The sequence below is a fragment of the Sulfurospirillum sp. genome (genome assembly GCF_036802865.1).
Taxonomy (GTDB): Bacteria; Campylobacterota; Campylobacteria; order Campylobacterales; family Sulfurospirillaceae; genus Sulfurospirillum.
In genome coordinates this window covers 211,621-224,815 of record NZ_DAIRVK010000001.1, presented here as the reverse complement: position 1 = coordinate 224,815, position 13,195 = coordinate 211,621, and the positions used below count along the sequence as shown (strand labels likewise).

15 protein-coding genes are annotated in these 13,195 nt (G+C 38.1%); 3 read left to right on the top strand and 12 right to left on the bottom strand.

Going from position 1 to position 13,195, the window contains the following annotated elements; all coding sequences use genetic code 11:
* Nucleotides 1-10: 10 nt before the first annotated feature.
* Nucleotides 11-1,009: a transaldolase gene (locus V7Q04_RS01165; RefSeq protein WP_333803090.1), complete on the bottom strand. Its 999-nt coding sequence runs from the start codon at nt 1,007-1,009 to the stop codon at nt 11-13.
* A 12-nt stretch (nt 1,010-1,021) separates the two neighbouring features.
* Complete coding sequence (gene serB, locus V7Q04_RS01160) at nt 1,022-1,642, bottom strand: phosphoserine phosphatase SerB (protein WP_333803089.1); 621 nt, start codon at nt 1,640-1,642, stop codon at nt 1,022-1,024.
* A gap of 153 nt (nt 1,643-1,795) precedes the next feature.
* Here serB and V7Q04_RS01155 point away from each other — a divergent pair, with 153 nt between their 5' ends.
* Nucleotides 1,796-2,710 (top strand): methylenetetrahydrofolate reductase, encoded by a 915-nt coding sequence (locus tag V7Q04_RS01155; RefSeq protein WP_333803088.1) that lies wholly within the window; start codon nt 1,796-1,798, stop codon nt 2,708-2,710.
* Between the two features lie 47 nt (nt 2,711-2,757).
* Here V7Q04_RS01155 and V7Q04_RS01150 read toward each other — a convergent pair whose 3' ends face one another.
* The 7 genes from V7Q04_RS01150 to lpxB form a co-directional block, all read right to left on the bottom strand.
* The gene (locus V7Q04_RS01150) at nt 2,758-3,252 is read right to left on the bottom strand and encodes a chemotaxis protein CheW (RefSeq protein ID WP_333803087.1); all 495 of its coding nucleotides are present in this window, start codon (nt 3,250-3,252) and stop codon (nt 2,758-2,760) included.
* A gap of 13 nt (nt 3,253-3,265) precedes the next feature.
* Nucleotides 3,266-5,617 carry a hybrid sensor histidine kinase/response regulator gene (locus V7Q04_RS01145; RefSeq protein WP_333803086.1) on the bottom strand — a complete coding sequence of 784 codons (2,352 nt, stop codon included), beginning with the start codon at nt 5,615-5,617 and terminating at the stop codon, nt 3,266-3,268.
* Nucleotides 5,618-5,627: 10 nt separating this feature from the next.
* The gene (locus tag V7Q04_RS01140; protein WP_333803085.1) at nt 5,628-6,578 is read right to left on the bottom strand and encodes a chemotaxis protein; all 951 of its coding nucleotides are present in this window, start codon (nt 6,576-6,578) and stop codon (nt 5,628-5,630) included.
* A complete protein-coding gene (locus V7Q04_RS01135) occupies nt 6,571-7,359 on the bottom strand; it encodes a UDP-2,3-diacylglucosamine diphosphatase (protein WP_333803084.1) in 789 nt (262 codons plus the stop codon). The genes V7Q04_RS01140 and V7Q04_RS01135 overlap by 8 nt, the downstream gene beginning before the upstream one ends.
* Nucleotides 7,295-8,308, bottom strand: coding sequence for an N-acetyl-gamma-glutamyl-phosphate reductase (argC, locus tag V7Q04_RS01130; RefSeq protein WP_333803083.1), 1,014 nt, complete (start codon nt 8,306-8,308; stop codon nt 7,295-7,297). Before argC ends, V7Q04_RS01135 begins: the two co-directional genes overlap by 65 nt.
* Before the next feature lie 3 nt (nt 8,309-8,311).
* Nucleotides 8,312-8,809 carry a transcription elongation factor GreA gene (greA, locus tag V7Q04_RS01125; protein WP_333803082.1) on the bottom strand — a complete coding sequence of 166 codons (498 nt, stop codon included), beginning with the start codon at nt 8,807-8,809 and terminating at the stop codon, nt 8,312-8,314.
* Between the two features lie 159 nt (nt 8,810-8,968).
* Entirely contained in the window at nt 8,969-10,000 is a 1,032-nt protein-coding gene (gene lpxB, locus V7Q04_RS01120) for a lipid-A-disaccharide synthase (protein WP_333803081.1), read from the bottom strand.
* 101 nt (nt 10,001-10,101) lie between these two features.
* On the opposite strand from lpxB, the gene surE reads away from it, so the two are divergent.
* Nucleotides 10,102-10,887 (top strand): 5'/3'-nucleotidase SurE, encoded by a 786-nt coding sequence (gene surE, locus V7Q04_RS01115; protein WP_333803080.1) that lies wholly within the window; start codon nt 10,102-10,104, stop codon nt 10,885-10,887.
* A complete protein-coding gene (locus V7Q04_RS01110) occupies nt 10,887-11,531 on the top strand; it encodes a tRNA threonylcarbamoyladenosine dehydratase (RefSeq protein WP_333803079.1) in 645 nt (214 codons plus the stop codon). The genes surE and V7Q04_RS01110 overlap by 1 nt, the downstream gene beginning before the upstream one ends.
* 95 nt (nt 11,532-11,626) lie before the next feature.
* Here V7Q04_RS01110 and V7Q04_RS01105 read toward each other — a convergent pair whose 3' ends face one another.
* The 3 genes from V7Q04_RS01105 to V7Q04_RS01095 are packed head-to-tail and all read right to left on the bottom strand — an operon-like array spanning nt 11,627 to nt 13,191.
* Nucleotides 11,627-12,070 (bottom strand): NUDIX hydrolase, encoded by a 444-nt coding sequence (locus V7Q04_RS01105; protein ID WP_333803078.1) that lies wholly within the window; start codon nt 12,068-12,070, stop codon nt 11,627-11,629.
* A gap of 42 nt (nt 12,071-12,112) precedes the next feature.
* The gene (locus V7Q04_RS01100) at nt 12,113-12,751 is read right to left on the bottom strand and encodes a hypothetical protein (RefSeq protein ID WP_333803077.1); all 639 of its coding nucleotides are present in this window, start codon (nt 12,749-12,751) and stop codon (nt 12,113-12,115) included.
* Complete coding sequence (locus V7Q04_RS01095; RefSeq protein ID WP_333803076.1) at nt 12,751-13,191, bottom strand: Sua5 YciO YrdC YwlC family protein; 441 nt, start codon at nt 13,189-13,191, stop codon at nt 12,751-12,753. The genes V7Q04_RS01100 and V7Q04_RS01095 overlap by 1 nt, the downstream gene beginning before the upstream one ends.
* Nucleotides 13,192-13,195 lie beyond the last annotated feature (4 nt).

The following is a 13,195-nucleotide window of genomic DNA, read 5'->3' as shown; positions in this document are numbered from 1 at the left end:
GACTTCCTTACTATTTGAGTTCGTTTAAAATCTCCACAAAAGCTTCTTTAAAGGCACTAAGCCCTTCATCCATTAATTCGTCACAGACCAGTTGCATATCAATTCCATTAGCAGAAAGTGAGTTAAAAAAGTTTTCAATCCAGTCAGATCTTAATTCGATGGGTGCAGACTCTTTAGAAGACGCGATAAAAGCCTTGATAGTTCCAAGAGGTGCTGTATTGATTGAATTTTCAAGCAAAAGTTCTTTAATATAATAATCAGGGCTCAAAGCATCGCCTTTAACACCTGTACTTGCGAACAATGCCCTTACATTGGATAAATGCGCTTTTTGAATAAGTTCATAACATCGCATTGCATTCATAATACCTACGCGCGAGGTCACAAAATCAATTTTTTTAAGCTGTTCATCTAGCTTGCGATCAAAACGGCTTACAAAAATGCTTATAACCGCTTTAGGAAGTTTTTTAGTCCCTTTTTGTACCAATGTTTCATTTGCACGAGAAAAAGCTTCCAAACATCCCTTCGTCTGAATATCAGAAAAAATCAGTGTAGCATTGACATTAATACCTTCGCTTAAAAGTGCTTCCATAGCGATAAAGCCCTCTTCAGTTGCAGGAACTTTAATCATCACATTGGGATAACCAATCGCTTTAAAAAGACGTTTGCCTTCTTCAACGGTTGCTTCAGCATCATCACATAAAAAGGGGTCAACTTCGATGCTAATAAAACCATCATCTCCTTTTTCATACGAAGGCAAAAGCTTTTTAGCTGCTAATTGAATATCGGTAATAGCTAATGCTTCATAAATCTCTTTGGCAGACTTACCCTGAAGCTTGACTTTGTCCTCGGCATAAGCAGGTGAACCCAAAAAAGCAGATTTAAAAATAGAAGGATTACTGGTTGCGGCATTGACAATATTTTTTTCAATTAACGCACTAAATTCACCCTCTAAAAAGCTTCTTTCAACAAAATCACACCATAATGAAAATTTTAAATCATTGTTATACATAAGTTTGCTCTTTTAAATAAATTGGAGAAGATTACGCATATCTTTCTCATCAATGACGATATTGGCCGCATTTTTCAAAATCGGTTTTGCACAAAATGCTACTTTTTTTGCAGCGCACTCAAACATCGAGATATCATTGGCACCATCACCCACAGCAATCGTATTTTCATAACTTATATGTAAAAGATTTTGTACGCGTCTTAACATATCACCTTTGGAAAAACCAAACATCATGTCGCCACCTACAAGACCACTTAAATGACCATCACGAGAATGTAGCACATTGGCAAAATCAGCATCAAATCCTAAAATTTCTTTCGCTGGTGTCGTTGCAATGCGAAAACCACCACTAAAAACAACTACGGTATAGCCTTTAGCTTTTAATCCAGCAATAGCTTCATAAGCACCTTTCATCAAAGGAAGTGCATGGCAAATTTCTTCTGCTTTTCGTGCATTCATACCTTTTAAAAGTCCTACACGAGTCGTTAAACTCTCAAAAAAATCAAGCTCGCCACGCATAGCAGCTTCTGTAATCATTGAAACTTCTTTTTCAACCCCATGCTCTTTTGCCAAAAAATCAATTGTTTCACCATCCATGAGTGTTGAATCAAAATCAAATACACACAACTTCATGCAAACCGCTCCTTCATTGCTATTAAAACCCTTATTATAGCAGTATCTTGCTTAGGTAAAAAACACTCTATAACTTTCATATTGATCAAAGGAACTACCCTCTTTTTCTACGTTTAAGTTATAATATGCAAAAGTTCACGATATGGAAAAAAAATGATTGAACCGTTTATTGAAAAACTAAAGCATGGCAGTTTCATAAGCTTAGAAACGACACCGATGCATGAACCAACCTTTGAGCCTATTATTGAAAAAATAGCACAACTAGGGCTCAATACAAAAGTAGATGGTTTTAGTACCACGGACAACCCGCTGGCCCGTCTCAAATTTAATGCCCTTTTTGGAGCACTTAAACTTCAAACGCGTTTTGGAAAACCTGTTATTGCAACCATGAGTATGAGAGATCGTAATAAAGTGGCTCTTCAGTCTGACCTTCTTGGAGCCAATGAGTTTGATCTACGAACCATTTTATGCCTTACGGGAGATCCTGCGAGCGCAAGTGATCAGCCTGCAGTTAAAGGTGTTTTTGAAGGAAATAGTACTCTTTTATTAGAAATTATTCAGTGCTTTAATGCTGGCATTGATTACTCAGGAAAACCATTTAAAACACAGCCTAAACCTATCTATCCTTTCGCTGTTTGCAACGCACATGCCAATACCCCTAAAAATTTAATGAAAAAAATGGCAACGAAGATAGAACATGGTGCTGCGGGAATTATTACGCAACCTGTTTACAGTGTTGAAAATGCAAAAATGCTTTTAGATCTTTTAAAAGATGCTAAAACAGCGGTCCATAAAGAACAGAGTCAAGCACAGCTTATTTTAGGTTTCTTCCCTATCGTAAAATTGCGTACAGCACAATTTTTGGCAGCACATGTGCCTGGGATTCATGTCCCGACATTGTGGATGGATAAACTAATAAAAGCTAAGAAAATCAGTGAAGAAGAAGAGAAAAAAGTAGGATTTGAACTCTCATTAAATGCCTTTTTAGAACTCAAAAAAGTACATCCGAAAATTCATATGATGAGTGCAAACAACTTTGAACTTGTAGCAGATTTATTGAAATATTAAGATACCTGGTAAAGAGCCAAACATTTAAGTTTGGCTCTTTAGAACTTTTAAAAATCTCTTTTTAAAAGCTGCTCTACTTTAAGAATTGTCAAGATATTATCGTCACGCATACCAATACCATAAACCAACCCTTTTTCTGCATGTATTGTCTCAGGTGGTGGTCCAATACGACTGCTTTTAATACGAATGGCTTCGGTCAAACGATCAATAACAAAGCCAGCCGTATTGTCATGACCTTTCATAACAATGTAGCGCGTATCTTCTGTCACTTTAACAGGATCCATTTTAAACTTACTTCTAAGATCAATCAAAGGAATAACACTTCCTCTGAGGTTAAAAACACCTAAGATATAAGTAGGTACACTTGGAACTCTGGTGTATTCAATTGGTTTAATAATCTCTTGAATACTCAAAATTGGCACTGCGTACTCTTCTTGTCCTATAATAAATCCAACAAGCTGAATAACATCATCCTCTTTTTTGTGTGGCTCGTCAACTTGCTCTTGCTGTTTTTTAAGAATTTGATTGAGTTTATCATTCATCGTTCTGCCCCACTTATAGTTTTATATTTTTTCTAACCACGCTCTCAAGATATTCTGGAGAGTATGGTTTAGTGATGTATTCACTCATGCCTGATTCAACACCTCTAAGTCTATCTGACTTTGAAGTACGTGATGTAACAGCGATCAATGGAAGGTTTTTATATTTAGAGTATTTACGAATCTCTCCTGCTAATGTATAACCATCCATTCTTGGCATCTCAATATCAATTAAAACCGCATCGATACTGTATTCAGCCGATTTAAGCATATTGAGTGCTTCTTGACCATTGCTTGCTTCAAGTACTTTTACACCAATAGGTTCCATTGATTTTTTCATAATATTACGATCCATCGCACTATCATCGACCGCTAAAACAATGTAATCACTTGGTACAGTTTTAGTTTTAACAACCGTTTCTGCACTCGCACGAATATCTACAGTAATGCCTTTTGCAAGATTCATCAGTGCCGCAACATCGACGATCAATGTTACACGTCCGTCCCCTCGAATGGTTGCACCCGCTATTCCTTCAATTCCTTGGAGATAATCACCGAGTGATTTAATAACGATCTCTTCTTGCCCTACTAAGGTATCGACAACAACACCTAACTTTGACTCAGCAAGACCGATGACAACAACATACGTATGCTCGCCACCTTCATAAACTTGCTTGACACCAAAGATGTCTGAAAGGCGTACCAAAGAGAGAACTTCATCACGAAGTCTTAAAACGTTTTTACCTTCAATTGTATAGATCTCATCAAGAGGAATACGAACTGTTTCTAAAACAGATGCAAGAGGAATTGCATAGTACTCTTCTTGTGCACCAACAAGCAACGCTTGAATAATGGCTAATGTTAAAGGAATTTTGAGTTTAATAACCGTACCTTGTCCCACTTCGCTATCTACATCAATAATACCGTTTAGTTTTTCAATATTTGTTTTAACGACATCCATTCCCACGCCACGCCCTGAAACGTTTGTGACAACTTTTGCTGTTGACAATGATGGTCTAAAGATAAGTGCAAAGGCCTCTTTGTCACTCATAGAATCAGCTTCTCTCTCCGTAATCATGCCTTTTTCAATTGCTTTAGTGCGAAGCAGATCAGGATCAAGTCCTTTTCCATCATCGGTAATCTCAATAACGATATGATTACCTTCATTGTAAGCTTTAAGTTGGATCAGTCCTGACTCAGGTTTACCATTTGCTCGTCTTGTTGCACCGTCTTCAATACCATGATCGCATGAGTTTCGAATAATGTGAACCAGTGGATCACCGATCTCTTCAACAATTGATTTATCAAGTTCTGTGTCTTCACCTGAAATTTCAAGCTCAATCTGCTTACCAAGCTCACGAGAAAGATCTCTAACCATTCTTGGGAATTTATTAAAGACTTTTGCAATTGGAAGCATTCTGGTTTTCATAACAGCAATTTGAAGATCTGTCGTAACCAGTGAAATCGATGAAACAACTTGATTAAGTTCTTCCAAGAATTTTTCACCCTCATAACGTTCTTCAACATCATCGTAAATTTTAAGCAATCTATTTTTGCCCAAAACAAGCTCACCAATAAGGTTCATTAAGTGGTCAAGTCGTTTAACCTCAACACGAATGGTTTGCTCCATTGCACTCGCAGACTCTTTTTTTGCAGGTGCAGTATTAGAAGATTCGCTTCCAACACTACGTCTTGCTACTGGCTCTGCCACTTTAGGCGCTTCATCATCACTATCATTGTCACTATTATCTTTTAAGCTCTCAAACGATGGAGTTGGTACAGCTGCGGCTTTTGTTGCCCCAGTGTTTTCTCTACGCTTGCGATCTTCTTCTTTTCGTACTTTTAGAAGTCGCTCAATTTCGTCTTCAACCTCTTTATCACTGAGTTTAGAATAATCTGTATTATCTTCCTCTTCAGATGAAGGTACGGCTGATTCATCCACTTCTTCTGCAACGACAACGCTTGCTGGCATTGTTTCACCATTAGAAATAATGTCCAAACGACGGCAAATGTCAGTAATATCAATACCAACAGAAGTATCGTTGCCATTATCGCGAATGGCATGAAGTAAACTTTTCATAAGATCAATTGACTCCAAAACAACATCCATAACTTCAGGTGTAAGTTTTAAATCACCATGACGCGCTTTATTAAGAACATCTTCCATATGATGTGTTAAGCCTGTTAGGATATCAAAATTTAAAAATGATGATGACCCTTTGATCGTATGTGCTACCCTAAAGATACTATTGAGTAATTCCAAATCATCAGGATTATTTTCGAGTTCCACTAAGTTTTGATCAAGTTGTTCAATAAGTTCGAACGCTTCAACCAAAAAATCTTCTAAAATTTCTTGAATATCTTCCATCGTTCTACCCCTATTGTGCTGTTTTCACGTGCGATTTAATTACTTTAGAAACTTCCTTGTAAAAAATCGACGCATCAAATTTCGTTAAATAGGCTTCACCGCCCGCCTCTTTGCCTCTGATCTCGCTAAAATGGTCACTAATGGATGAGTTAAAGACAATTGGGATATTTTTAAACCTTACATCTTCTTTCACATTAGCTGCAAAGTGAAATCCATCCATCTGAGGCATCTCGACATCGCTAATAATAATTTTAACTTCATCGGTTAAACGATCGCTGTAAGTCGCATAAAGCTCGTTCAGTCTTTGCAAGCCTTCCATCCCGTCTTTTGCCTCAATTACACGCATACCCATCTTTTTAAGTGCTTCACTGACAAGTTTTCTCGCTGTCATACTGTCATCAAGAATGAGTGCCGTGCCCTCTACTTTGAGAATTTGATCATCATTGATGTCCATCTTTGGCTGATAAATGCCAAGTGCTTGAACAACACTCTCAAGATCTAAGATCAAAAGTACTTCGTCATTTTCAATACGTGTTACACCTGTAATCTGACTTTTATCCAGTGATCCCATACCTGCAACAAATGACGCTGGTTCAATATCTTTCCAGCTAATACGACGAATTCGTTTCGCTTCATGAACCACAAAACCAATTAAAATATCGCTAAACTCTGTAATAATGATTCGAGGTTTAATCGATCCATCATCAGGTTCTTTAATATTCATCCATTTGGCAAGATTAACGACAGGAATAACGATACCACGAAGATCGAAAATTCCCTCGATATATTCAGGCACCCCTGGAAGTTCTGTGAGATTAGGAATTTTGATGATTTCGCGCACTTTTGCGACGTTCACGCCATAGATTCCCTCATATACACCGTTTTCTTCCTTTTTAAAAATACGGAAGTCCACCAACTCCATCTCATTGGAGCCTACTTTCAAAATACTTTCTTTAGCCATTGCAGCCCCTTAGTTGCTTTTGCGCAAATTCTGTCTCTGAAAAAGATTGTACACTAAAATAGCTTTGGTTGCACGCAAAAGATGAAAAATTTATATAATGCACACCAGAGTCCATAAAATGGACATTTTGATGGTAATGACCTTCTGCAATTACGTCTACTTTTGGATAGTAATGGAGCTTCTGTTGCATTAGCGTTGCAAAATTCTCAATTTGTTTGCACAATCTTTTTTTGGATTGATCATTTTGGATCTTTTTAGAAATAGCACCTTGCAGTAATACGTCCAATTTGTTTAATACAGAAAGAACGATCTTATTGCGGATTATTTTTGTGTAGCAGCGATGAATAAAACTTCCATATTTGTCACCATGTAACAAAAGACAGCTTTTACCATTAGGAAGCTCACATACAAGAGGTTGTTCTTCAATAGGAATAATCACAACATGTTTAAACAGCTTTGAAAGATTAAAGTCATGGTTACCCTCGAAGTAATAAACTTCACATTTGTACCCAATCTCTTCAATAAGATTAATATAACGCTGGTATTGGTTCACTCCATAAGTAACATTACCCACAAGCAGATCGAACATATCACCCATAAGGAAAAGTTGAGGTGGAGGATTTTGGTTTACGTGAACCAAGAAATCAAAGAAGAAAGTCCGCTCGGCTGAGTCATGCGCGTCAGCGATAAAGAAGGCTCCTTCTTTGATAATCAGTTTAGGGGACATAGGCAATAATAGGGATTCCAGCAGTCTCTTCAAAACCACACATGAGGTTAGCATTCACTACCGCTTGAGCTGAAGCTCCGCGTAAAAGATTGTCGATGCTTGAAGAGACAAAAATGGACTTACCTTTTTGGCTTACAAAAATATCACAAAAATTTGTTCCAGCCGTTGATTTAATATCCACAGGAACTTCGCGAATACGTACAAAACGCTCGTTTTTATAAAAGGCTTGAAGAACCGCTTTAGCATCAATGACTTCATTGGTTTGCAAGTAAGAGCTCACCAACATTCCGCGACTCACCGGAAGTAAGTGTGGTACAAAGTTGACCTCAAAAGGATGCCCACTCACGAGTCTGAGTTTTTCAGCAATCTCTGGCTCATGACGATGTTTGAGTGGATTGTAGGCAAAAATATTTTCATTGATAGTCACAAAATGTACTGTTTCTGTTGGTTTTTTACCCGCACCAGACACACCACTTTTGGCATCAATAAAAATAGGCGCTTCTTTATTTAAATAACTTAAAAATGGCACAATCCCCAAAATCGAAGCCGTTGGATAACACCCTGGATTTGCAATTAAATTCGCTTGTTTAATTTTTTCACGATTGATCTCAGGAAGCCCATAAATAGCCTCTTTTAAATTCTCTTTATCTTCATGCTCACAGTAATGTTTCTCATACGCTTCAAGTTCTAAACGATAATCTGCTGAAAGATCAACCACTTTAACATCTAAAGCTAAAAGCTCTTTTGCAAAACCCATGGCTGCTTTATGAGGAAGCGCTAAAAAAGCAAGCTTGGCATGTTTTGCCACATCAGTTGCATCGGCCTTTAAAACCTCTTGTTCAAAAACACTCGCTAAACTTGGGTGCAACTCAGAGGCTTTAACTCCACCTTCTGTGGTAGCAATATAGGTTATATTAAAATGCGGATGATTGATCAAAATTTTCATTAGCTCCAAGCCCGTATAACCGCTTGCTCCAATGATCGCTATATCTATTTTTGACATGATTTATCCCTCGAAATTGATCTCATGGTATGCAATCTCTAAAATTTCGTACTCTTGCTTACCCGATGGTAACTTTATAGTAACCTCTTCACCCTCACCTCGTCCCATTAACTGTATCGCTAATGGCGAATAGTAGGAGATAAGTCCACGATCAGGATTGCTCTCAGTACTTCCCACAATGGTATAAGTTACCTCTTCATTTGTATCCATATTTTCCAGCATAATGGTTGAGCCAAAACGCACTTTGTCGTGCTCATAAGAGCTTGGGTCAATCACATGCGTGCGCGAAACAAGATCACTAAGCTCCCCTATACGCCCATCAATAAACGCTAAACGCTCTTTTGCCGCATGGTATTCTGCATTTTCTTTTAAATCCCCATGACTTCGTGCAATATCAAGCTCGATGACCGTTTCTGGTCGTTGTCTTTTTTTCAAATCACTTAATTCATGTGTTAATTTTTTATAACCATATTCGGTCATTGGTTCTTTTACATTGCTCATGGTTATCTCCTTACTTCTATTTTAAATTGTTATATAGCGATTTTAGGCAAAGCCCACACTAGCGGCTATGGCATAAAACAAGGGCAATGCCCAAGATTTCTTTGAAAAACTTGTTTTTTTTGAGGCAGAAAATTCTTACAATTTTGGTAAGAATTTCAATTATACCTTCATTATGCTTATCATTGCCTCTTGGCTACCGTGCCCTAGTAGAGCACGAAGCTTTTTCGCATGGTTGAAAAATGTCTCTTTATCCATACTTTCATACGCTTGAAGTAAATTATCAACATTCACTTCTTCTTGTAAAAATTCTTGGTGTAAAGGCTCCATTTTCTCAAAATCAAAAATAAGATTGGCAAGACCTACATGTTTGAGTTTCACAAACTGCTTAGCGATCCAATAATCAATCGCCTTAGCTTTATACGCCAGTACAAAAGGAACACCAACCAGAGCTGCTTCAAGTGTGGCCGTTCCTGAACAAACAAAGGCAAACTCACTTTTTTCAAATGCCTCATAGGTATCTCGACAGATTTTAAAGTCATGTATATCGCCATAAATCTCTGCAATTTCTCGATAATCATAATGTGAAGGGATCACCAAGAGTTTTTCTTTGCCTTCTATCTTGGAAGCCAGTTCTTTGTAAATTGGCAATAAACTTCTAATTTCACTTTTACGACTTCCGGGTAAAAAAGCTATCACACCCGTCTCATCGGCTCTTAGTTTAAACAGTGGGATCTCATCTAAAAGCGGATGTCCCACATAGGTCGCTTTAGTGTAAAAATTTTGCTCAAATGGTAAGATCGAAGCTAAAACATCGCAATATTTTTCAACAACAGCTACCCGCTTAGGTTTCCATGCCCACACTTGAGGCAAAATGTAATAAATAATTTCAACATTAGGATTGATCGTCTTAATCGCTTTTGCCAAGGGAATATTGAACGCAGGCGAATCGATGAGCAAGACTTTGTCCACAAAAAAACTCATACGTGCCATCGTCTTGATCGCTTTTTTAGCTTTACGAATTTTCGGCAATGCATCTAAAAATCCCATAATCGAAAATGCTCGACTCGGAAGTAAGGGTTTTCCAAAGCGCTCATCAAAGATACCATACAGTTCACACTTTTCTAAAGCATTCAAAATAGGTTCTAAGTGTAAATTTGCCGATGGTTCTAGGGCGGAAACAAGTAATTTCAAAATTGTACCTTTTAAACTTTCTTCAAAACGAAGTCTATACAAAAATCTCTTAAAATTGTAAGCCTCTTTCGTTATAATGTAAATAAAAAATAGGTATTTCAATGAAACGTATTTTAATTACCAATGATGACGGCTTTGAAAGTCCAGGACTTCACGCTCTTGCCCGTGCCCTTCGTCCTTTAGGACATGTTACTATCGTAGCACCAACCTCTGAAAAATCCGCATGTGGACATTCACTCACTCTTACACGCCCTCTTCGCTTTGTTGCGATTGAAGATGATTTTTTTAAACTCGATGATGGCACACCAACAGACTGTATCTACCTCTCGCTCAATGCCCTTTTTGAGGGTGAAAGTAAGCCTGATTTGATCGTCAGTGGCATCAACAAAGGCTCAAATTTAGGTGAAGACATTACCTACAGTGGTACAGCAAGTGCGGCGATGGAAGCGGCATTGCATGGTGTTCCAGCCATCGCCATCTCTCAAGTCTATACCGGTGGACCTCAAAATATTGAGCTAACACACGGCTATGATCTTGCAGAGCAAACGGTATATGATCTGGCTAAACGCATTTTAGAAGGCACGTTTCCGCTCGGTGAACGTCGTTTTTTAAATGTCAACATTCCAGCTTTGAAACCCGAAGAGTGCAAGGGCTACAAAATTACCCGTGCAGGACATCGCATGTATGGCAATGACGCGCATCTGCACCGAAACCCACGAGGCGAAGAGTATTATTGGCTGGGTGTGCACACGCTTGAATGGAAAAAAAGTGAAAAAGCAGACTGTGACCTCAGTGCTATCGATGAAGGCTACATCTCCATCACGCCTATCAAACTCGACATGACCGCACACGATGAACTGGAAAATTTAAAGCAATGGATAAAATAATGGAAGATCGTTATTCACGTGTTAGAAGAGTTTTTGGTGAAGACTTTGAAAAACTGCAACGTGCAAAAGTCCTTCTTTTAGGCATTGGTGGTGTCGGAAGCCCTTGTTTGGATGCACTGTATCGCACAGGGATTAGTGACATCACCATCGTTGATTTTGATACCTACGATGTAACCAATCAAAACAGACAACTAGGCAGTGAAGCTGTAGGCGAAGTAAAAGTCTTACACATGGCAAGTCTTTATAAAGGGGTTACACCCATCGTTGCAAAAGTAACCCCTGAATGGGTTGAGAACTTTGACTTCGAGCCTTATGACATTGTAATTGACGCCATTGATGACATGGAAGCCAAAATCGCCGTAGCGCACAAAGCTCATACCAAACTTCTAAGTTCCGCTGGTGGTGCGAAAAAAATCGACCCAACCAAAATTCACTATGCTCCTATTTGGGACACATATGGCGATATGCTGGCAAAAGGCTTTAGAGATGGGCTTAAGAAAACAGGCTTTCAAGGCACATTTTTAACGGTATTTTCGGATGAAAAGCCTATTTGTAAAGAGATGGGAAGTTTGATGTGTGTGACCGCTTCGTTTGGCTTGACACTAGCTTCATTGGCGATTCGGAAGATTACGGGGAAGATGTAGTCATACATTTTGAAAAAACTTGAAAATAAGTATTAACTCTTTTATGGAATTAGCAAAAGAAAAGTTAAAAATTTAACTTCCATTGTTTAGTTTTGTTATGCCTGAATTCGTTCTTGAGATATTTCATTTATAACAATAGGGGTTGAGAAGTCTATTTGATTATCTAATGCAAGTGGAATTAACCACTTTAAATTTGGAACAATCCTATCAGGTATCTTACTAGTTTCTACTAGACAAACCTCTTCTTTCTCAACTGTCTTAACCTCATAGGCGAGATCAGAATGAGCATAATAGACATCTAGTTCGTAATAGTTTGGTCGATAAATTTTTGCATAACAAGTCCATTGATCACGTGTAATTGTAACTCCAGTTTCTTCTTCAAACTCTCTAGCCATTGCATCACATGATAATTCATTTTTTTCAATTTTTCCACCAACGCCATTTAATAAACCCTCTTGCCATGTTGGGTTTAGTTTTTTGATTAAGACTACGTGTGTAGAGTCTTTTGAAAATAAAAAACCAGTAACATACTTTTTCACGTTTAATCTTTTACTCAATTTTATCTCTTTATATGTAAAACTTTATTTGAAATGCAATGACTCTTCCATCGCTATCATCAAAAAGCCTGTAAATGAGGCGTTATCATCATGGCTTATCTTTTCACCAACATTTGCTTTCATTGTTTCTAACATGTTACTATATGCAACGTAAAATTCATAACTCGGTTTTGGCTTATACACCAAATTTTCTATTTCAAAAAAAGTGATGATATTTTTAGTAGTCGTTGGTTTAATGAAAAATGCTTTGCCTCGGTCGAAATAGTAAGGGATAAGCGTTACGATCGACCATTTTGCCAAACCGTAAAAAGACAAGACTTCAACAACAGTCTCAAAACCCTCTTTGACATCACCATACAGCATTTCGTACAAACCGATACTGAGCATATCTCTTCGCTCCATGCGCATGGACTTGACCATATCTCGCACTTTTGGTTTTTCAAAGAGTGATATAAGTGTTGACTTTGAGACGATTTTGGCAAAGTTTTCACAGATGATCTCAGACTGTGTAAAGTTCTCTTTTACAAATAGCTCGCGGACTTGCTCGCCTATTTTGGAAGTATTGTGTCGTTTGATGATAGGCAAAAGCCCTACATCTTTAAACCCCTCAGGATAGAGCTCTAAAAAATAATTTTCCGCATTTGTAAGTTTCTTGAAATTCATTAGCGTAGTTTCCTCATTTTTACTTTTCCAAGTTTATAAATGGATGAAGGTTTATTTTCAAAAAAACCTTTTTGAGTATAAACAATGACATCAGCTTTTTCTTCGGCAAATACTTCATCAAAGCCCATGCCACTAGGGTTGGACGAAGTTGAGTAGCTCCATTTAAGCTTTTTCAAAAACTGTAAATGTGCTTTATCTTTAACCACGCGAATGGCTAGACCGCATGGGTAGGCAAAGGTTGTTTTTCGGGCTCTTCTCACGCGATTTTTATGTGCTTTTGCAACTCTTGTAAAAGAGCGAAGCATGGCGAGTGAATCAACACTAATGAGAAACGATTTGCCGCTTGGGCGATTTTTGATGGTTGCTAGCGCATCCGCATTTTGGGAGAGGAACCCCGCCGTTGTCTCTGTTTGTGCTAGATAAACAAGGTCGGGATTCATGGTT

Coding starts and splice junctions, on each gene's coding strand:
- V7Q04_RS01165 (WP_333803090.1), bottom strand. CDS start 1,009: ATGTATAACAATGATTTAAAATTTTCATTATGGTGTGATTTTGTTGAA.
- serB (WP_333803089.1), bottom strand. CDS start 1,642: ATGAAGTTGTGTGTATTTGATTTTGATTCAACACTCATGGATGGTGAA.
- V7Q04_RS01155 (WP_333803088.1), top strand. CDS start 1,796: ATGATTGAACCGTTTATTGAAAAACTAAAGCATGGCAGTTTCATAAGC.
- V7Q04_RS01150 (WP_333803087.1), bottom strand. CDS start 3,252: ATGAATGATAAACTCAATCAAATTCTTAAAAAACAGCAAGAGCAAGTT.
- V7Q04_RS01145 (WP_333803086.1), bottom strand. CDS start 5,617: ATGGAAGATATTCAAGAAATTTTAGAAGATTTTTTGGTTGAAGCGTTC.
- V7Q04_RS01140 (WP_333803085.1), bottom strand. CDS start 6,578: ATGGCTAAAGAAAGTATTTTGAAAGTAGGCTCCAATGAGATGGAGTTG.
- V7Q04_RS01135 (WP_333803084.1), bottom strand. CDS start 7,359: ATGCTAACCTCATGTGTGGTTTTGAAGAGACTGCTGGAATCCCTATTA.
- argC (WP_333803083.1), bottom strand. CDS start 8,308: ATGTCAAAAATAGATATAGCGATCATTGGAGCAAGCGGTTATACGGGC.
- greA (WP_333803082.1), bottom strand. CDS start 8,809: ATGAGCAATGTAAAAGAACCAATGACCGAATATGGTTATAAAAAATTA.
- surE (WP_333803080.1), top strand. CDS start 10,102: ATGAAACGTATTTTAATTACCAATGATGACGGCTTTGAAAGTCCAGGA.
- V7Q04_RS01110 (WP_333803079.1), top strand. CDS start 10,887: ATGGAAGATCGTTATTCACGTGTTAGAAGAGTTTTTGGTGAAGACTTT.
- V7Q04_RS01100 (WP_333803077.1), bottom strand. CDS start 12,751: ATGAATTTCAAGAAACTTACAAATGCGGAAAATTATTTTTTAGAGCTC.
- V7Q04_RS01095 (WP_333803076.1), bottom strand. CDS start 13,191: ATGAATCCCGACCTTGTTTATCTAGCACAAACAGAGACAACGGCGGGG.